We start from the raw sequence: 17,276 nt of genomic DNA, 5'->3' as shown, positions 1-17,276 counted from the left end.
ACAGGAAATGGCACGGGAGCCAGAGAACCTGATGGACGTATTGGAAGACGGCCGGGTATCGCCCGTGTGTCCTGCAACGGCCGATGCGTAATCCGGGGTATCACGCAGACGCACGGATACAGAGGAATACAAAAAGCAAAGGGGCTGAGGCGTAGGAGCCAAAAAAGAAAAAGGGCCTGCAAGAAAACTTGCAAGCCCTTTCGGATTTGGCGGAGTGGACGGGACTCGAACCCGCGACCCCCGGCGTGACAGGCCGGTATTCTAACCAACTGAACTACCACTCCTGGTAGTGACAACATTCGCTCTTTCGAGCCAAGTCGCTGACCCTTGCGGGCCGGCGGTTGTCAACTTGCGCCTTGGGCATCACGCACTGGGCGTGATGAATGCTGGCGACCCCACGGGGATTCGAACCCCGGTACTCACCGTGAAAGGGTGATGTCCTAGGCCTCTAGACGATGGGGTCAAAACCTTGGAACTTCCGGATGGGCCCCTGCTTTCACACGGACCCACAAAACTTCAAATTCTTCACGACTGACTTTTGGTGGAGGTAAGCGGGATCGAACCGCTGACCTCTTGCATGCCATGCAAGCGCTCTCCCAGCTGAGCTATACCCCCGTCAAGTCATTGAGGTTTCCCTGCAATTGTCGAGCCTTGAATTATAGCCCGAAAATTCGCCCTTTTTCAAATCCTCAAACAAGCTTGAGCCGGGCGACCACATCTTCGCGTTTCATCAGCTCCAGAATCGCGTCGAGTGAGGGGGTTTGCGGGGTGCCCATAACCAGTACACGCACCGGCATGGCCAGTTGCGGCATCTTCAGGCCCGTGTCGGTCAATACCTGCTTGATGGCAGCAGAAATCGCGGCTTTGCTCCACTCGGCGCCGCCCAGTGCCTCTGCGAGTTTGGCGATAGCGGGGCGCACGGCATCGGTGACATGCGTCGCCATGTCTTGCGCACTGGGCTCGCCGCCGGTCACCAGCAGCTTGAGCCAGCCGGCCAGTTCGACCAGCGTGCTGCAGCGATCCTTGAACAGGCCGCAACCACGCACAATGCGCGCGGCATCCAGGCCCGTCACGCCCTGCGCTTGCAAAAACGGGGCAACCACTTCTGCGAGCTTGTCATCAGCCATGGCCTTCAGGTGCTGGGCGTTGACCCAGCGCAGCTTGGCTTCGTCAAACTGCGCGGCGCTCTTGCCCAGGTGGTCAAGGTTGAACCAGCCAATGAACTGCTCGCGGCTGAAGATTTCGTCGTCGCCGTGGCTCCAGCCCAAGCGGGCCAGGTAGTTGACCATGGCATCGGGCAGATAGCCCTCGGCGGCGTACTGCGTCACCGGCTTGGCGCCATTGCGTTTGCTGAGCTTTTCGCCCTGCTCATTGAGCACGGTCGGCAGGTGGGCGTACACCGGCGGCTCTTTGCCCAGGGCCTTGAAGATGTTGATCTGGCGCGGCGTGTTGTTCACATGGTCGTCGCCGCGGATCACGTGGGTCATGCCCATGTCGATGTCGTCGACCACCACGCAGAAGTTATAGGTCGGCGTACCGTCGGGCCGGGCGATCACCAGGTCGTCGAGTTCGTCGTTGCTGATCTCGATGCGGCCCTTGACCTTGTCGTCCCACACCACGCTGCCGCCTTGCGGATTCATGAAGCGCAGCACGGGCTGCACGCCTTCGGGCACGGGCGGCAGGGTCTTGCCCGGCGCGGGGCGCCAGGTGCCGTCATAGCGTGGTTTTTCTTTGGCGGCCATCTGCTTTTCGCGCAGGGCGTCGAGCTCGGCCACGCTCATGTAGCAGGGATAGACCAGGCCATCTTTTTGCATCTGCGCGAGCATGGCCTTGTAGCGGTCCATGCGCTGCATCTGGAAGAACGGGCCTTCGTCATGGTTCAGGCCCAGCCAGCGCATGCCTTCGATGATGACGTCTACGGCTTCCTGGCTGGAGCGCTCGACATCGGTGTCTTCAATGCGCAGGATGAAATCGCCGCCGGTGGCGCGGGCAAACGCCCAGGGATATAGCGCCGAGCGGATGTTGCCGAGGTGGATAAATCCGGTCGGTGAAGGGGCAAAACGGGTTCTTGTTTTTTGGGTCATTACTGCAGTCATGCGATGAGGCTCAGGCCGCGGCACAGATCGGCCTTGATGTCGTCCACGTGGTCCAGCCCGACGGCCAGGCGAACCAGGCTCTGGCCTATACCGGCAGCCTGGCGCTGCTCTTCACTGAGGCGCCCGTGCGAGGTGGTGGCCGAGTGGCTGATGATGGTTTTAGTGTCGCCCAGGTTGGTCGCAATGCTCAGCACCTGCGTACTGTTAATCACCTTGAAAGCGTTGGCGCGCGCCGCTTCCGGCGTGGCGCCGCGCACATCAAACGACAACACCGCGCCGCCCAGCCCCGACTGCTGGCGCATGGCCAGCTCGTGCTGCGGGTGCGACGGAAGGCCGGGGTAATAAACACGCGACACCGCAGGCTGCGTTTCAAGCCACTTGGCCACGGCAAGGGCGTTGGCGCTCTGGGCCTGCATGCGGATGTTCAGCGTCTCCAGGCCCTTGAGCACGACCCAGGCATTGAAGGGCGCAAGCGTCATGCCGGCGGTACGCACGATGGGGCCGAACACGTCGACGATCAATTTGGAGGGGCCGCAGAGCGCACCCGCCATCACGCGGCCCTGGCCGTCCAGGTACTTGGTGCCCGAATGCATGATGAGGTCGGCGCCGAACTCCACCGGCCGCTGCAGGGCCGGCGAGCAAAAGCAGTTGTCCACCGCGAGCAATGCGCCGACGCTGTGCGCCAGATCAGCCAAGGCGGCGATGTCACACACCTCGGTCAGCGGATTGGTCGGTGTTTCGGCAAACAGCAGCTTGGTGGTCGGGCGCAGCGCGGCTTTCCATTCAGCCACATCGGTTTGCGACACAAAAGTCGTTTCAACGCCAAACTTGCCGAACTCGCGGCCGATCAACGCAATCGTCGAGCCGAACATTGAGCGCGAGCAGATCACGTGGTCGCCGGACTTCAGCAAGCCCATGCACATCATCAGGATGGCGCCCATGCCGGTCGATGCGCCTATGGCGGCTTCGGTACCTTCCATGGCGGCGAGGCGGCGTTCAAAGCTGGTGACTGTGGGGTTGGAGGTACGGGCGTAGGTGTAACCCTCTGTCGGGTCGGCAAAGCGCCGCGCCGAGGTCTCGGCATCCGGCTGCACAAAACCACTGGTCAGGTACAGCGCTTCGGAGTTTTCGCCGTGCTGGCTGGGCTCCAGCGCCACACGAACGGCCAGCGTATCGCGGTGCAGGTTGCCGGGCAGTTGTCTTTTTGTCATGGGCTCAGGCTTCTTGCGGGTTGGGCAGCGCCAGGCGGGAGACGTCCACGTCGCCCTCTTCGCCGGGGGCGTCGGCGCGCTGGGAGTTCATCGCGGCGATGGTTTCGGCCGTCACGTCACCCGTGATGTAAACACCGTCAAAGCAGGAGGCATCAAAGCCGTCAAGCTTGCCGTTGAGCTTGCCGACGGCGCGTTTCATGCCGTCCACGTCCTGGTAGATCAACGCGTCGCAGCCAATCACTTCGCGGATTTCCTCAACCGTGCGGCCATGGGCCACCAGTTCGTCCGGTGTGGGCATGTCGATGCCGTAGACGTTGGGATAACGCACAGGCGGCGCGGCGCTGGCAAGGTAGACCTTGCGCGCACCGGCGTCACGCGCCATCTGCACGATCTCGCGGCTGGTAGTGCCGCGCACGATGGAGTCGTCGACCAGCAGCACATTGCGGCCTTTGAACTCGCTGCCGATGACGTTGAGCTTCTGGCGCACTGACTTCTTGCGCACGCCCTGCCCCGGCATGATGAAGGTGCGGCCCACGTAGCGGTTCTTGACGAAACCCTCGCGGTAGGGAATGCCCAGCAGGTGCGCCAGTTGCGTGGCGCTGGGGCGGCTGGATTCGGGAATGGGGATGATCACGTCGATCTCGCTGGGTGGCACGGTGGAGACCACGCGCTTGGCCAGCGTTTCGCCCAGGTTCAGGCGGGCCTGGTAGACCGAAATGCCGTCCAGTACCGAGTCGGGACGGGCCAGGTAGACAAATTCGAAGATGCAGGGATTGAGCTTGGCATTGGGCGCGCACTGCTCGGCGTGCACCACACCTTCCAGGTCCACATAGACGGCTTCGCCCGGGGCGATGTCGCGCTCAAACTGGTGCGAGGTGCCTTCCAGCGCCACAGACTCGCTGGCCACCATGACGGTGGTGCCGTTTTCATTCTCGCCGCGGCCTATGCACAGCGGGCGGATGCCGAAGGGGTCACGAAAAGCCAGCAGGCCGTGGCCGGCGATGAGCGCGACGACGGCGTAAGAGCCCTTCACACGCTTATGCACGCCGCGCACGGCGGCAAACACGTCAATCGGCTTGAGCGGCAGGCCGCGCGTGGTTTTTTCCAGCTCGTGGGCCAGCACGTTGAGCAGCACTTCGGAGTCGCTGTCGGTGTTGATGTGGCGGTGGTCGGTGTTGAAGAGCTCTGCCTTGAGCTCGGCAGCATTGGTCAGGTTGCCGTTGTGCGACAGCACCAGGCCGAAGGGCGCGTTGACGTAAAACGGCTGGGCTTCATCTTCGCTGTAGGCATTGCCGGCCGTGGGGTAGCGCACCTGGCCCAGGCCCACTGTGCCCGGCAGCGCACGCATGTTGCGGGTGCGGAACACGTCACGCACCATGCCCTTGGCCTTGTGCATGTAAAACTTGCGCCCCTGCTGCGTGACGATGCCAGCGGCATCCTGGCCGCGATGCTGCAGCAGCAGCAGGCCGTCATAGATCAGCTGGTTAACCGGGGCTTTGCTGACGACGCCGACTATCCCGCACATGGTGTTCCGATCATGAAGAGTTGACTCTTGAAAGTTAAATTAAATACTTGGCAAACTGTTCGGGCAACAGGGGCTTGAGCGCATGCAAGGTGGCCGTCAACAGCGGCGCGCCCTTTGATTCCTGCCACCAGCTGCCGGATTTGAGCGCCGTCATGTTGATCACGACAGTCGCGGCCAGCAGCAAAATAATTCCTCGCACGATGCCGAAAGCAGCCCCCAGCACCCTGTCCACCGGCGCCAGGCCGATGGCGGCCACCAGCTTCTTCACCAGAAACGCCAGCAACCCCGCCGCGAACACCGCGGCAATAAAAATCAGCACAAAAGCCGCCGCATAGCGCACCGGGTCAGAAGCGGACTGCACAGGCAATCGAGTGGCCAGGTCAGGCGCAAACCATTGCGCCACATAAAACGACACCGCCCAGCCCAACACCGACAACACTTCGTACATCAACCCGCGCCATGCACCCAGCAGCATGGAAAACACCAGCACCCCGATCAAAATCCAGTCAACAGCCGTCACGAAAAACCAGAGGTACTGATTACAAGGTCAGGATGGCGGCCGGCAAATCAAGGGTCTTGATCTTGCTGGCGGCTTTTTCGGCCTCGGCCTTGCTGGCAAACGGCCCCACACGGACCCGGATGCGCTTGCCGTCTTTGGTTTCAGCCACTTGTGTATAGGTTTTGAGGCCGGCTTTTTCGACTTTAAGGCGTGCTTCGCGCGCCTTGGTGACGTCGGAGAACGCCCCCACCTGCACCACGAACCGGCCGTCGGCTTCGGCAGCGGCTGGCTTGGCGGCTGGCGGCTGCGTGCCGTTGAGCAAAGCGGCGGCGCGCGCGGCGTCATCGCCTGTTGCGGCGGGCTTGGCGGCCGGTTTGGGCTCTGGCTTGGCTGCGGGCTTGGCTTCTGGCTTCGGCTCAGGCTTGGCCTCCGGCTTGGGCGCGGGTTTTGCTTCGTTTTTGATAGCGGCTGGCGCAGACGCAGCCTGGGCAGGCGCCGGATTGGAAGGAAGAATTTCTTCCTTGGGCGCCAAACTGGCGTTGGCGGCCACTTTTTCGGCGGGCTTTGGCGTGGCTGCAGGTGCTGTCGCGGGCGCTGTTGCAGCGGCCGGGGCGGGCGCCACCAGCGGTTTGACCGTGGCCTTGCCCGGAATTTCAATCGGGATGTCGACCGGAATCGGCCGGGGCTGGGTGTCAAACACCAGCGGAAAGCCCACCACGCCGATCAGCACCAGCACGGCCGAGCCGATCAGGCGGTGCTTGGCGCGCTTGCGCATCACTTCCACGCTTTCCGTTTGAGCGGCTGACCCGGCAGCGGGGGCAGTGTTGGAGCCGCCCCGGCGGAAGTTGAAAAACGGCATGGTGTGGCTTGAATCCGATAAGGGTGACGTTAACGGTGAACGTGGGCTGAAAGCCCCCCAAAAAAACGCTTCAGGGGGCGAGGTGCGGGGCCGAAAGACGCGGCACGCCGTCCTTCAAAATGCCGCCCACCGTGTAGAACGAGCCGAACACGACAATTCTATCAGCGGGGGTCGCGGCCTTGACCGCCGCTTCCAGCGCCGCTTCGGGGGATGGGTAGGTGCCGGCCGCCGCGTCAGGCCGGGTATTTGCGGCCGTCCACCTCGCCTGCAAATCGGCTGCCGATGCGGCCCGGGGCGTCGGCAAATCGGTGAAATACCACTTGTCGATCAGCGGCCCCATCCGCGCCAGCATGGGGGCAAGGTCTTTGTCGGCCATGGCGCCAAACACCGCGTGGGTGCAGGGGTAGAAGCCCATGGCGTCCAGGTTGGCGGCCAGTGCGGCCACCGAATGCGGGTTGTGCGCCACGTCCAGCACCAGCGTGGGCTGGCCGGGCACGATCTGGAAGCGCCCCGGCAGCTCGACCATCGACAGGCCGTTGCGCACCGCCTGGGCCGTCACCGGCAGGCGCTCACGCAGGGCCGTCAGCGCCGCCAGCACGCCCGAGGCATTGACCAGCTGGTTGGCGCCGCGCAGTGCCGGATAGGCCAGCCCTGCATAACGCCGCCCGCGCCCTGCCCAGCCCCATTGCTGCTTGTCGCCCGAGAAGTTGAAATCGGCGCCAAAGCGCCACAAGTCGGCGCCCACCGCCGCAGCGTGGTCAATGATGCTTTGCGGTGGCACCGGGTCGCTCACGATGACCGGCTTGCCGGCGCGCATGATGCCGGCTTTTTCACGGCCTATGCTTTCGCGGTCAGGCCCCAGGTATTCCATGTGGTCCAGGTCGATGCTGGTGATCACCGCGCAATCGGCATCCAGCATGTTGACGGCGTCCAGCCGCCCGCCCAGGCCGACTTCCAGGATGACGACGTCCAGCTTGGCATCAGCCAGCAGTTGCAGGATGGCCAGGGTGGTGAATTCAAAGTAGGTGAGCGAGATGGCCTCGCCCTGCGTGCGGGCCACCTCGACACGCGCGAGCTGGGTGACCAGGTCGGGTGCCTTGACGATATCGCCGCGCACCCGGCAACGCTCTTCAAAATGCACCAGATGCGGCGAGGTAAACACGCCGGTGCGGTAGCCAGCCTGCAGCAAGATGGCTTCCAGCATCGCGCAGGTCGAGCCTTTGCCGTTGGTGCCGGCGACGGTGATGATGGGGCAGTCAAAAGCCAGGCCCATGCGTTTGGCCACAGCGCTGATACGGGCCAGGCCCATGTCGATGCCGACGGGGTGCAGGTGCTCGCAGTAGGCGAGCCAGTCGTCAAGAGTTTTCAAATTTTGCATAGAGCCGAACATTGTCGCGCAGGGCCCAAAACCCTGGGCTTAGCGGGCGAAGCGGTCTGTGGCTGCAACCAGGCGGCGCAGGATGCCGGGCTCGTTAAACGCATGGCCGGCATCGGCAACCAGCTGGAAATCCGCTTCGGGCCAGGCGCGGTGCAGGTCCCAGGCGGTTTTGGCCGGCGTGGCCACGTCGTAGCGGCCTTGCACGATGACGCCCGGAATCCCGGCCAGCTTGTGCGCGTCGCGGATCAGTTGGCCTTCTTCAAGCCAGCCTTCGTGCACGAAGTAATGGTTTTCGATGCGGGCAAAGGCCAGCGCGAAATCATCGCCGCCGTGCAGCGCAGTGAAAGCCGGGTCAGGCAGCAGCGTAATGGTCTGGCCCTCCCAGAGGCTCCAGGCGCGGGCGGCGGCCAGTTGCGCCGCGCGGTCGGTGCCCACCAGGCGCTTGCGGTAGGCGGCCATCAGGTCACCGCGTTCGGCTTCTGGAATGGGCGCCAGAAAGCTCTCCCACAAATCAGGAAACAGCCAGGAGGCCCCTTCCTGGTAGTACCACAGCACCTCGGCGCGCCGCAGCGCGAAGATGCCGCGCAAGATGAGTCCGGATACCCGCGCAGCATGGGCCTGGGCATAGGCCAGCGCCAGCGTGCTGCCCCAGGAGCCGCCAAACACCAGCCAGCGCTCCACGCCCAGCAAGGTGCGCAGGCGCTCGATGTCGTCCACCAGGTGCCAGGTGGTGTTGTTCTCCAGTGAGGCGCTGGGCTGTGAACGGCCGCAGCCGCGCTGGTCGAAGAGCAGCACGCAATACCGCTCGGGGTCGAACAGGCGGCGGTGCTCCGGCGAGCAGCCCGCGCCGGGCCCGCCGTGCAAAAACACCGCCGGCTTGCCCTCGGGATTGCCGCAGAGCTCCCAGTACACCGAATGGCCGTCACCGGTTTCAAGAACGCCGGTGCGAAAGGGCTCGATGGGCGGATAGAGGACAGTTTGCGAGGAATCGGTGGGCGCAAGCGGGGCCGAAGCAGCGGTCATGAAAGGCAATCCGTGAAGTGTTGGCGCGAACAGGTGGCGAACAGGGGACAAACAGGGCGCGGGCGCCCGGCATCTGCCAGAATCATCGCATGATCATTCTTTACGGCATCCCCAATTGCGACACAGTCAAAAAGGCCCGTACCTGGCTTGGCGACCACGGCGTGGACTACCAGTTTCACGATTTCAAAAAACAAGGCGTTCCACCTGAGCAGCTCGCGCGATGGGCGCAGGCAGCCGGCTGGGAGAAGGTGCTCAACCGCCAGGGCACGACCTGGCGCAAGCTCGACGCGGCCGCGCAGGCCGGCGTGCATGACAGCGCCAGCGCGCAGGCACTGATGCTGGCCAACCCCAGCGTCATCAAGCGCCCGGTGGTGGATTGGGGCAATGGCATCACGGTCGGGTTTAACGCCGAGGCCTGGGCTGCGCGCGTTTGAGAAACGAGCAGAAACGCCTGAGCGACCGGCCATGTGCCTTTTGTCACGTTTGAGGCCTACTTTCACCCGGATTTCGTGGTTTTTCTCCCCTGTATCCCCCTCTGGGCAGCTTTACCGCCGATTTACCGAACTCCACGCCCCAAAATGAGTCTGACTTATTAAAATTGGGTTTGCCGCCGAAGTGCCATCCGCACCACGGTTTCGCTCATCCGGCGGCGCAACTTCAGCCATTTGCTGAAAAGGGTTTGAATCATGAAAAAAGCACTTGTCCTCTCCACACTCGCCGCAGCAGCCGGTTTTGCGGCCGTGCCCGCCTCCGCCATGGACATCCTGGCGCGCGTGATCTCCAGCACGCCGGTGGTCCAGCAAGTGGCGGTGCCGCGCCAGGTGTGCAGCAACCAGCCCGTCATCACGCAGTCCCCCAACTCAGGCGCCGGTGCGCTGATGGGCGCCTTGGCCGGCGGCGCAGCCGGTAACGCCATCGGCAACGGTGGCGGCCGCGCAGTGGCTACCGTGATCGGCTTGGTCGGTGGCGCCATGATTGGCGACCGCATCGAGGGCAGCAACACCCAGGTCCAGAACATGCAGCAATGCACGACTCAGACCTATTACGAAAACCGCCCCAGCCACTACAACGTGGTCTACGAATACCAGGGCACGCAGTACAACACCCAGATGGCCAATGACCCAGGCCAGTATGTGCGCCTGCAGGTCACGCCGGTTGGTGCCATGGCGCCTGCGCCGCAAACCTTCCAGTCGGCGCCCCAGCCCCAGCCGCAAACTTACGTGCAGCCTTATGAGCAGCCGCAAACCTATGTGCAACCCACGTATGTCCAGCCCACCTATGTGCAGCCTGCGGTGGTGTACCCGGCCTACTACCCCCGCCCCTACTACCAGCCCTATTACGCCCCTATCGGCCTGTCGCTGAACTTTGGCTACAGCCGGGGTTATGGCCACCGTCACTGGCGCTAAATCCACCTGAGTGCACGGATCCGGTTGATCCATAAAAAAGGGGCGTTGGTAACGCCCCTTTTTGCTGTCCGCCACGATGGTGGCGAATAGACGGTCCTTACTTCGGCGTCTCGATGAGCGCGCCCTTGAACAGGACAGGCCCGGTCGGCCCGCTGCCCGGCGGCACGCCGCCCTTGGGCTCCAGCGTGATCGCCAGTGTCGGAACCTGCCGCATGTCGGTGCCGGCGGCGGTCAGGCGCATCACCGGGTCTGCGCTCATCACACCCAGCGATTTGGGCGCCACGCCTGGCGGTAAGGCCCACAGCTCCAGCGACTTGTCAGGCTGCTCGCGGAAGTTGCCGACACGCTTGAGCGCCAGCGTCTTGTTTTTGGGATCAAAAGTCACCAGCAGCGAGGCCGACGCCTTGTCGTCTGTCAGCACGGCGACGTATTCGATCTCGGGCGTGGCTGTGAGCTTGGCCGTCAGCTCACTGACCTGCCCGCTCAACCGGCCGTTCACATTCAGCCCGACGATAACTGCCGCCACTGTAGCCACTGCGCCCGCCGCGGCACCGCCGCGCCACAGGCCCAGGCTGGACCACCAGCCGCCTGCGGCAGCCGGCGCCGAAGCAGCCCGCGCGGCCTGCATGGCCCGCGCTTCTTTATCAGCCTTGACGAGGTTTTCAATGCGTTTCCAGACCACCGGGCTGGGCGCCTCCTGCGGCTGCAGCTCAGCCACCGATGCCAGGCGGCCTTGCCAGACCAGCGCCGCAGCGCGCAGGGGGGCGTTGTCGCGTGCCAGCGCCTCAAAGCGGCGGCGCGCGCCACCGCGCAACGTGCCTAGCGCGTAGCTGGCCGCCAGCTGATCCATCAGGGAGGGGTTGTTCTGGAGATTCATTACGCGAACCTCGCCATGCAGCCGCGTAGCTGTTCAAGTCCGCGCCTGATCCAGGTTTTGACCGTACCCAGTGGCAGCTTCAACTGCTCAGCCAGCTCACCATGGCTCAAATCTCGCAGATACGCCAGGCTCACCACCTCGCGCTGTTTGTGCTCCAGCTGGCCCAGGCACTGGTGCAGGGCCCAGGCCTGCTCGCTGGCCTGCGTGGTGTCCATCGGATTGGGCGAGTCACCCGCCACGGTGTCGGAGATCACGTCGTCAAGTTCCTGCATCAGGTCGGCGCGGTCAGAGGCCCGGCGCCGTAAAAAATCAAGGCCGCGGCTGCGCACCACCAACCCCATCCAGGCCATGGGCGGCGAGAGTGTGGATTTGTAGTCGCCGGCAATGCGCCAGATATTGAGAAAAGCCTCTTGCAGCACGTCTTCAGCCCATTCGCGGTTGGTCACCACACGCACCGCGACGCCGTAAAGCTTGGACGAGGTCAGCTCGTACAGCTCGCGCAGGGCCGATTCATCGGCTTGGGCCACTCGGTCAATAAGGGCTATCAATTGAATATCCGGGCTTTCTGGTTTCATGGAGACATTGTGAGCTATCGGCCGCTAATCGAAAACATTGCGAAAACACAGCCAAAACGCGGCAAGGTATGCAGCAAATACGCCGCGCACGCCCAAACGGATTCACAGGGGGCGCGGCAGAAGGCCCCGGTGACCTAAAATCAGCGGTTTGGGCGCCCCGCAGGCCCCTGCGAAACAAGCCCTCTTCACCTTTTTTCACCCTCAGCACCTTCATGCCTACCGAAAAAATCGACAACGTCAGCGTCAGCACCCAGGCCAATGTGTACTTTGACGGCAAATGCGTGAGCCACGGCATCACCTTCGCCGACGGCACCAAAAAGTCGGTGGGCGTGATCCTCCCCGCCACCCTGACCTTCAACACCGGCGCGCCCGAAATCATGGAATGCGTGGCCGGCGCCTGCGAATACAAGCTCGCCGGCAGCGATAGCTGGGTCAAGTCTTCGGCGGGTGAAAAATTCAGCGTGCCGGGCAACGCCAAATTCGACATCCGGGTAGCCGCCGGCGAAGCCGCCTACCACTACATCTGCCACTTCGGCTGATCCCCTCATTACGCATTCATTCCCAGGACAAATTCCATGGCCACCATCCTCCAGAACCTTCCCGCCGGCCAGAAAGTCGGCATCGCCTTTTCGGGCGGCCTAGACACCAGCGCCGCGCTGCACTGGATGAAGCTCAAGGGCGCGATCCCTTACGCCTACACCGCCAACCTGGGCCAGCCCGACGAGCCTGATTACGACGAAATCCCGCGCAAGGCCATGCAGTACGGCGCCGAAAAAGCCCGCCTGATCGACTGCCGCAGCCAGCTCGCCGCCGAAGGCATTGCCGCGCTGCAAAGCGGCGCCTTCCACATCACCACCGCCGGCGTGACCTACTTCAACACCACGCCGCTGGGCCGTGCGGTGACGGGCACCATGCTGGTGTCGGCGATGAAAGACGACAACGTCAACATCTGGGGCGACGGCAGCACCTTCAAGGGCAACGACATCGAGCGCTTTTATCGCTACGGCCTGCTGACCAACCCTGACCTGAAAATCTACAAACCCTGGCTGGACCAGCTCTTCATTGACGAGCTGGGCGGCCGCTCCGAGATGTCGGCCTTCATGACCAAGGCCGGCTTCGGCTACAAGATGTCGGCCGAAAAAGCCTACTCCACCGACTCCAACATGCTGGGCGCCACGCACGAGGCCAAAGACCTGGAAGAACTCTCCACCGGCATGAAGATCGTCAACCCCATCATGGGCGTGGCCTTCTGGAAGGACGAAGTCGAAGTCAAGCGCGAGGAAGTCACCGTGCGCTTTGAAGAAGGCCGGCCTGTGGCGCTGAACGGCAAAACCTTCAGCAGCATGGTCGAGCTGATCCTGGAAGCCAACCGCATAGGCGGGCGCCACGGCCTGGGCATGAGCGACCAGATCGAAAACCGCATCATCGAAGCCAAGAGCCGCGGCATCTACGAAGCCCCGGGCCTGGCGCTGCTGTTCATCGCCTACGAGCGCCTGGTCACCGGCATCCACAACGAAGACACCATCGAGCAGTACCGCGACAACGGCCGCAAGCTTGGCCGCCTGCTGTACCAGGGCCGCTGGTTCGACCCGCAAGCCATCATGCTGCGCGAAACCGCCCAGCGCTGGGTGGCCAGCGCCGTCACCGGCGAGGTCACAGTCGAGCTGCGCCGCGGCAACGACTATTCCATCCTCAACACCGTCTCAAGCAACCTGACCTACAAGCCCGAGCGCCTGAGCATGGAAAAAGTCGAGGACGCGCCCTTCTCGCCGGCCGACCGCATCGGCCAGCTGACCATGCGCAACCTGGACATCGTGGATACGCGTGACAAGCTGGGGATTTACACGCGTTCGGGCCTGCTATCGCTGGAGCCCGGCGCGGCCATTCCGCAACTGGGTAAAACCGGCGAATAAGCCAGTCCGCCCCGCAAAAAAAGCCGCCCTTGGGCGGCTTTTTTCCTGGAAGACTCAATCACCGCCTCCGCCGCAACCGGAGCCGCATCCGCTGCTGCCGTCTGCATCCCCGCTGCTACCGCAGCCGCCGCTTGGAGAGGAGGAATGACTGCCGCCAAACCCGTCGCCGTCGCCACTGTAGCTGCCGTCTGAAAAGCTTTCCCCGCAATAGGCCTGTGCCTGTGCGCCGTCGCGGCGCACGCCCTTGCAATCGGCCAGGTACACAAACCCGCCGGGTATCGCAAACTTGGCGTCCAGGGCAAACAGCAAGGGCAGGCGGCTCGGCTTTTTGGGATTGATCGACTCCTCACGGCAAGCCCAGAACCAGGTGCGGCGCAGGCCGTCGTTGGTCGATGCCTTGCGGCCCAGCACTTCGGCCGGCACATGGTCGATAAAGCGTCCGACCACCAGATGGCACCATTCGCGGTAGGCCGAGGTGTGCAGGATGAATTCATGCCACATGCTGTCGACCACCTGGGACGGCATGGCAACAAAGCGCCCTTTGCTGCGCTGGCAGGCGATGAAGAACTGGCGCAGGCCGCGTTCGACCAGTTCGGCGTCCCGCAGGGTGAGGTGCGGGTAGGCGGCTACCAGCTTGTGCTTCAAAAAGTTGGGCAGCGGCGCTTCACGCACGAGGCGGCTGCGTTCGCGGCTCGCCCAAATACCGGCCATGCCCATGACGGCGAACAAGCCCACCGCCGTAACAATGACCACGGCCGGCGGGCGCCAGCCTGCAAAAAACACGGCTAGCACGATGCAGACGGCGGTGAAGGCCAACTTGGCGGCGGTGGAAGCCGAATACCGCAGCACCAACCGGCGCCAAAGCGGCATACGCGGCCCTCTATAGGTATCGCCCAGCCGCGCCATGCCTCAGACCACCACCGGCTCTGGCTCCAGCAGGATGCCGAAGCGTTCGTACACACTGGTCTGGATCGACTTGGCCAGCGTCATGACCTCGCCGCCGGTGACGGGGTCGGCCGAACCGCCCCGGTTGACCAGCACCAGCGCCTGCTTTTCGTACACGCCGGCGTTGCCTATGGATTTTCCTTTCCAGCCGCAGGCGTCGATCAGCCAGCCCGCGGCCAGCTTCACCGAGCCGTCGGCCAGGTGGTAATGAACGATTTTGGGCTCGCGCTGGATGATGTCGGCGCATTGCTCGGGCGATACCGTGGGGTTTTTGAAAAAACTGCCGGCGTTGCCTATCACCTGCGGGTCGGGCAGCTTGGCTTTGCGGATCTCGCAGATCCATTCATAAATCTGCATGGCATCAGGCGCCTGCACACCCATTTGCTGCATTTTTTTCTCGATGTCGGCATAGCCGAGCACCGCCTTCCAGGCCTTGGGCAAGGCAAAACGCACCCGGGTGATCAGCGCCTTGCCTTCCAGCCCGAAGCCATGGCCGCCCGGGCCGGGCACTGAACTGCTATGTTTGAACACCGAATCACGGTAGCCGAAGGCGCATTGCGCGGCATTGAGGGTGAAAGTCTGGCCGGTGGTCAGGTCGACGGCGTCCAGCGACTCAAAGCGGTCTTGCAGCTCCACCCCATAGGCGCCGATGTTTTGCACCGGCGACGCGCCCACCGTGCCGGGGATCAAGGCCAGGTTTTCCAGCCCGGGGTAGCCGTTTTGCAGCGTCCAGGTCACCAGATCGTGCCAGTTTTCACCGGCGCCGGCCTCGATGACCCAGGCCTTGGCGTCTTCGCGGAGCAAGCGCTTGCCCATGATTTCGACCTTGAGCACCAAGGGCTTGACGTCGCCGGTCAGCACAATGTTGCTGCCGCCACCCAGCACAAACTTGGGCGCGGCGTTGAGGGCCGGATCCTGCAGGACGGCGGCAATGCTGCCCTCATCGGCCACCCGGACCAGGTTCAGGGCCTTGGCCACGATGCCAAAGCTGTTGGAATGCTGGAGCGGAACGTTTTTCTCGACTAACATCCGAAGGATTGTCTCACCCCGGCGCCCGCCCTTACACCCCTAGCAAAGACCTGCACCATGCCCTCTTTCGACACCGTTCTTGAAGCCGATCTGGTCAAGGTCAAAAACGCCGTGGAAAACACCGGCAAGGAAATCGCCACGCGCTTCGATTTCAAGGGCACCTCCGCATCGATCGAGCTGAAGGAAAAAGACATCACGCTGATCGGCGACAGTGACTTCCAGCTCGACCAGATCAACGACATTTTGCGCAACAAGCTCACCAAGGCCGGCGTGGACATCCGCTTCCTGGATATCGGCAAGGCCGAAAAAATCGGCGGCGACAAGGTCAAGCAGGTTTCCAAGGTGCGTAACGGCATCGAAGCCGAGCAGGCCAAGAAAATCCAGCAGCTCATCAAGGGCAGCAAGGTCAAGGTGCAGGCCTCTATCCAGGGCGACGCGGTGCGCGTGACCGGCGCCAAGCGCGACGACCTGCAGACCGCGATGGCCATGATCCGCGCCGAGATCAGCGACTTTCCGCTCAGCTTCAACAACTTCCGCGACTGACCATGGGCCGCACACATGCCTTGTGTGGCGCAGCGCTGCTGCTGTGCGCACTGCTGCCGGTGCCGGGCCTGAGCCAGCAAGCGGACGTCCAGTCTGTCGCGCTGGCCGGCATGATGGGCAACAAGGCCTTGCTGGTGGTCAATGGCAGTACGCCCAAAAGCGTCGCGCCGGGTGAAAGCCACCAGGGCGTGAAAATCGTCTCCATTACCGGCGATCAGGCCGTCATCGAGCAGGACGGCAAACGACGCACACTGCGAGTGGGTGACGCCCCTGTGAACTCCGGCGGCAGCACGGCCTCAGCCGGGCGCGGCACCCGCATCACCATCACCGAAAGCGGCGGTGGGCATTTCATGACGGCCGGCCAGATCAACGGAAAAGCCGTGCAGTTCATGGTCGACACCGGCGCCACCAGCATTGCGATGGGGGCCTCAGATGCCGAGCGCGCCGGCATCAAATACCAGGACGGGCAACCCGTGCGCATGTCGACGGCCAACGGCACCACAACAGGCTACCGCATCAAACTCAACTCGGTTCGTGTGGGTGACGTCGAGGTGTTCGATGTGGACGCCGTGGTTATCCCGCAGCCCATGCCCTTCCTGCTGCTGGGCAACAGTTTTTTATCGCGTTTTCAGATGAAGCGCGAAAACAACCTGATGACGCTGGACAAGCGCTATTGAGGCGCTATTGAGGCTCCGCCCAATCGCCCTACTTGGCCGCCTGCTTTGAGCCGCCCAGTTTGGACTCTGTGCCTTTGAGCAGCTTGCTGATGTTTTCGCGGTGCCGGTAAATCAGCAGGGCGCTGATGGCGATCATCACGATGAGAATGGCTTTGTCGACATACCAGGCTTCGCGGTCGCCCAGCAGGTAGAAAAACGGCGCAAACACCGCCGCGGCCAGCGATGCGAGCGAGGAGTAGCGTGAAAAGAAGGCCACGATCACCCAGGTGAGCAGCGTGGCCAGGCCCAGCACCCAGCTCACGCCGAGCAGCACGCCCGCCGCCGTGGCGACGCCCTTGCCGCCCTTGAACTGGAAGAACACCGGATACAGATGCCCCAGAAAGGCCGCAAAACCTACAGCGGCCACCGTGCCGTCGCCCAGGCCGTAGTCAGCACCAAACCACTTGACCAGCACCACCGGCAGCCAGCCCTTCAGGGCGTCCAGCAGCAGCGTCGTGATGGCGGCGGCCTTGCTGCCCGACCGCAGCACGTTGGTGGCGCCCGGGTTCTTGCTGCCGTAGCTGCGTGGGTCTTTCAGCCCCATCCCCTTGCTCACAATCACTGCAAATGACAGCGAGCCGAGCAGATAGGCCAGCAGCGTGGCTGCGATGGAATAGGCGTAGTTCACAGTAGTCTTCCTCGTTGTCGTCGTTATTCGTTATTGTCGTTGCGTCGTTGCAG

General features: G+C 63.1%; 18 protein-coding genes and 3 tRNA genes. 6 read left to right on the top strand and 15 right to left on the bottom strand.

From position 1 onward, the window contains the following. Positions 1-207: 207 nt before the first annotated feature. From BM408_RS14315 to pip, 10 genes are all read right to left on the bottom strand, one after another. A tRNA-Asp gene (locus tag BM408_RS14315) sits at positions 208-284 on the bottom strand. A 103-nt stretch (positions 285-387) separates the two neighbouring features. Continuing rightward, positions 388-463 (bottom strand) — tRNA-Glu (locus tag BM408_RS14310). 76 nt (positions 464-539) lie between these two features. Continuing rightward, positions 540-615: transfer RNA gene (locus BM408_RS14305), tRNA-Ala, on the bottom strand. A 74-nt stretch (positions 616-689) separates the two neighbouring features. Further along, entirely contained in the window at positions 690-2,084 is a 1,395-nt protein-coding gene (gltX, locus tag BM408_RS14300) for a glutamate--tRNA ligase (RefSeq protein WP_092130537.1), read from the bottom strand. Positions 2,085-2,092: 8 nt separating this feature from the next. Further along, positions 2,093-3,307 carry an O-succinylhomoserine sulfhydrylase gene (locus BM408_RS14295; RefSeq protein WP_092130536.1) on the bottom strand — a complete coding sequence of 405 codons (1,215 nt, stop codon included), beginning with the start codon at positions 3,305-3,307 and terminating at the stop codon, positions 2,093-2,095. A 4-nt stretch (positions 3,308-3,311) separates the two neighbouring features. Continuing rightward, positions 3,312-4,832 (bottom strand): amidophosphoribosyltransferase, encoded by a 1,521-nt coding sequence (gene purF, locus BM408_RS14290; protein WP_092130535.1) that lies wholly within the window; start codon positions 4,830-4,832, stop codon positions 3,312-3,314. Between the two features lie 34 nt (positions 4,833-4,866). Further along, on the bottom strand, positions 4,867-5,352 hold the full coding sequence (locus BM408_RS14285; RefSeq protein WP_092130534.1) for a CvpA family protein: 486 nt from the start codon (positions 5,350-5,352) through the stop codon (positions 4,867-4,869). 19 nt (positions 5,353-5,371) lie between these two features. After that, entirely contained in the window at positions 5,372-6,190 is an 819-nt protein-coding gene (locus tag BM408_RS14280; protein WP_092130533.1) for an SPOR domain-containing protein, read from the bottom strand. A 70-nt stretch (positions 6,191-6,260) separates the two neighbouring features. After that, positions 6,261-7,568, bottom strand: coding sequence for a bifunctional tetrahydrofolate synthase/dihydrofolate synthase (folC, locus tag BM408_RS14275; protein WP_092130693.1), 1,308 nt, complete (start codon positions 7,566-7,568; stop codon positions 6,261-6,263). A gap of 39 nt (positions 7,569-7,607) precedes the next feature. Continuing rightward, positions 7,608-8,591 (bottom strand): prolyl aminopeptidase, encoded by a 984-nt coding sequence (pip, locus tag BM408_RS14270; protein WP_092130532.1) that lies wholly within the window; start codon positions 8,589-8,591, stop codon positions 7,608-7,610. An 89-nt stretch (positions 8,592-8,680) separates the two neighbouring features. On the opposite strand from pip, the gene BM408_RS14265 reads away from it, so the two are divergent. Both BM408_RS14265 and BM408_RS14260 read left to right on the top strand, forming a co-directional pair. Beyond that, positions 8,681-9,025 (top strand): ArsC family reductase, encoded by a 345-nt coding sequence (locus tag BM408_RS14265; protein WP_092130531.1) that lies wholly within the window; start codon positions 8,681-8,683, stop codon positions 9,023-9,025. Between the two features lie 252 nt (positions 9,026-9,277). Further along, complete coding sequence (locus tag BM408_RS14260) at positions 9,278-9,997, top strand: glycine zipper 2TM domain-containing protein (protein ID WP_092130530.1); 720 nt, start codon at positions 9,278-9,280, stop codon at positions 9,995-9,997. Positions 9,998-10,094: 97 nt separating this feature from the next. Here BM408_RS14260 and BM408_RS14255 read toward each other — a convergent pair whose 3' ends face one another. Continuing rightward, positions 10,095-10,874 carry an anti-sigma factor gene (locus BM408_RS14255; RefSeq protein WP_092130529.1) on the bottom strand — a complete coding sequence of 260 codons (780 nt, stop codon included), beginning with the start codon at positions 10,872-10,874 and terminating at the stop codon, positions 10,095-10,097. Beyond that, positions 10,874-11,449 (bottom strand): RNA polymerase sigma factor, encoded by a 576-nt coding sequence (locus BM408_RS14250; RefSeq protein ID WP_092130528.1) that lies wholly within the window; start codon positions 11,447-11,449, stop codon positions 10,874-10,876. The genes BM408_RS14255 and BM408_RS14250 overlap by 1 nt, the downstream gene beginning before the upstream one ends. Before the next feature lie 212 nt (positions 11,450-11,661). Between BM408_RS14250 and BM408_RS14245 the strand changes: the two genes are divergently transcribed. Then, positions 11,662-11,988, top strand: coding sequence for a pyrimidine/purine nucleoside phosphorylase (locus tag BM408_RS14245; RefSeq protein ID WP_092130527.1), 327 nt, complete (start codon positions 11,662-11,664; stop codon positions 11,986-11,988). 36 nt (positions 11,989-12,024) lie between these two features. Then, positions 12,025-13,362, top strand: coding sequence for an argininosuccinate synthase (argG, locus tag BM408_RS14240; protein WP_092130526.1), 1,338 nt, complete (start codon positions 12,025-12,027; stop codon positions 13,360-13,362). A gap of 54 nt (positions 13,363-13,416) precedes the next feature. Here the strand turns inward: argG and BM408_RS14235 are convergent, their stop codons facing one another. Both BM408_RS14235 and murB read right to left on the bottom strand, forming a co-directional pair. Continuing rightward, the gene (locus tag BM408_RS14235; RefSeq protein ID WP_254774818.1) at positions 13,417-14,232 is read right to left on the bottom strand and encodes a glycine-rich domain-containing protein; all 816 of its coding nucleotides are present in this window, start codon (positions 14,230-14,232) and stop codon (positions 13,417-13,419) included. Positions 14,233-14,271: 39 nt separating this feature from the next. Then, positions 14,272-15,336: a UDP-N-acetylmuramate dehydrogenase gene (gene murB / locus BM408_RS14230; protein WP_092130524.1), complete on the bottom strand. Its 1,065-nt coding sequence runs from the start codon at positions 15,334-15,336 to the stop codon at positions 14,272-14,274. A 57-nt stretch (positions 15,337-15,393) separates the two neighbouring features. Between murB and BM408_RS14225 the strand changes: the two genes are divergently transcribed. Next, positions 15,394-15,879 carry a YajQ family cyclic di-GMP-binding protein gene (locus tag BM408_RS14225; RefSeq protein ID WP_092130523.1) on the top strand — a complete coding sequence of 162 codons (486 nt, stop codon included), beginning with the start codon at positions 15,394-15,396 and terminating at the stop codon, positions 15,877-15,879. A 2-nt stretch (positions 15,880-15,881) separates the two neighbouring features. Next, complete coding sequence (locus BM408_RS14220) at positions 15,882-16,556, top strand: retropepsin-like aspartic protease family protein (protein ID WP_254774817.1); 675 nt, start codon at positions 15,882-15,884, stop codon at positions 16,554-16,556. 28 nt (positions 16,557-16,584) lie between these two features. Here BM408_RS14220 and plsY read toward each other — a convergent pair whose 3' ends face one another. After that, a complete protein-coding gene (gene plsY, locus BM408_RS14215; protein ID WP_092130522.1) occupies positions 16,585-17,223 on the bottom strand; it encodes a glycerol-3-phosphate 1-O-acyltransferase PlsY in 639 nt (212 codons plus the stop codon). Positions 17,224-17,276 lie beyond the last annotated feature (53 nt).

Origin of the sequence: Polaromonas sp. YR568, assembly GCF_900116715.1 — a bacterium.
In the GTDB taxonomy this organism is placed as follows: Bacteria; Pseudomonadota; Gammaproteobacteria; order Burkholderiales; family Burkholderiaceae_C; genus Polaromonas.
Note: the sequence above shows the minus strand (reverse complement) of the source record. Positions and strands in the feature narration are given on the sequence as shown.

Coding starts and splice junctions, on each gene's coding strand:
- BM408_RS14225 (WP_092130523.1), top strand. CDS start 15,394: ATGCCCTCTTTCGACACCGTTCTTGAAGCCGATCTGGTCAAGGTCAAA.
- purF (WP_092130535.1), bottom strand. CDS start 4,832: ATGTGCGGGATAGTCGGCGTCGTCAGCAAAGCCCCGGTTAACCAGCTG.
- BM408_RS14245 (WP_092130527.1), top strand. CDS start 11,662: ATGCCTACCGAAAAAATCGACAACGTCAGCGTCAGCACCCAGGCCAAT.
- BM408_RS14250 (WP_092130528.1), bottom strand. CDS start 11,449: ATGAAACCAGAAAGCCCGGATATTCAATTGATAGCCCTTATTGACCGA.
- BM408_RS14235 (WP_254774818.1), bottom strand. CDS start 14,232: ATGCCGCTTTGGCGCCGGTTGGTGCTGCGGTATTCGGCTTCCACCGCC.
- BM408_RS14255 (WP_092130529.1), bottom strand. CDS start 10,874: ATGAATCTCCAGAACAACCCCTCCCTGATGGATCAGCTGGCGGCCAGC.
- BM408_RS14265 (WP_092130531.1), top strand. CDS start 8,681: ATGATCATTCTTTACGGCATCCCCAATTGCGACACAGTCAAAAAGGCC.
- BM408_RS14295 (WP_092130536.1), bottom strand. CDS start 3,307: ATGACAAAAAGACAACTGCCCGGCAACCTGCACCGCGATACGCTGGCC.
- BM408_RS14260 (WP_092130530.1), top strand. CDS start 9,278: ATGAAAAAAGCACTTGTCCTCTCCACACTCGCCGCAGCAGCCGGTTTT.
- gltX (WP_092130537.1), bottom strand. CDS start 2,084: ATGACCCAAAAAACAAGAACCCGTTTTGCCCCTTCACCGACCGGATTT.
- folC (WP_092130693.1), bottom strand. CDS start 7,568: ATGCAAAATTTGAAAACTCTTGACGACTGGCTCGCCTACTGCGAGCAC.
- murB (WP_092130524.1), bottom strand. CDS start 15,336: ATGTTAGTCGAGAAAAACGTTCCGCTCCAGCATTCCAACAGCTTTGGC.
- BM408_RS14280 (WP_092130533.1), bottom strand. CDS start 6,190: ATGCCGTTTTTCAACTTCCGCCGGGGCGGCTCCAACACTGCCCCCGCT.
- pip (WP_092130532.1), bottom strand. CDS start 8,591: ATGACCGCTGCTTCGGCCCCGCTTGCGCCCACCGATTCCTCGCAAACT.
- BM408_RS14220 (WP_254774817.1), top strand. CDS start 15,882: ATGGGCCGCACACATGCCTTGTGTGGCGCAGCGCTGCTGCTGTGCGCA.
- argG (WP_092130526.1), top strand. CDS start 12,025: ATGGCCACCATCCTCCAGAACCTTCCCGCCGGCCAGAAAGTCGGCATC.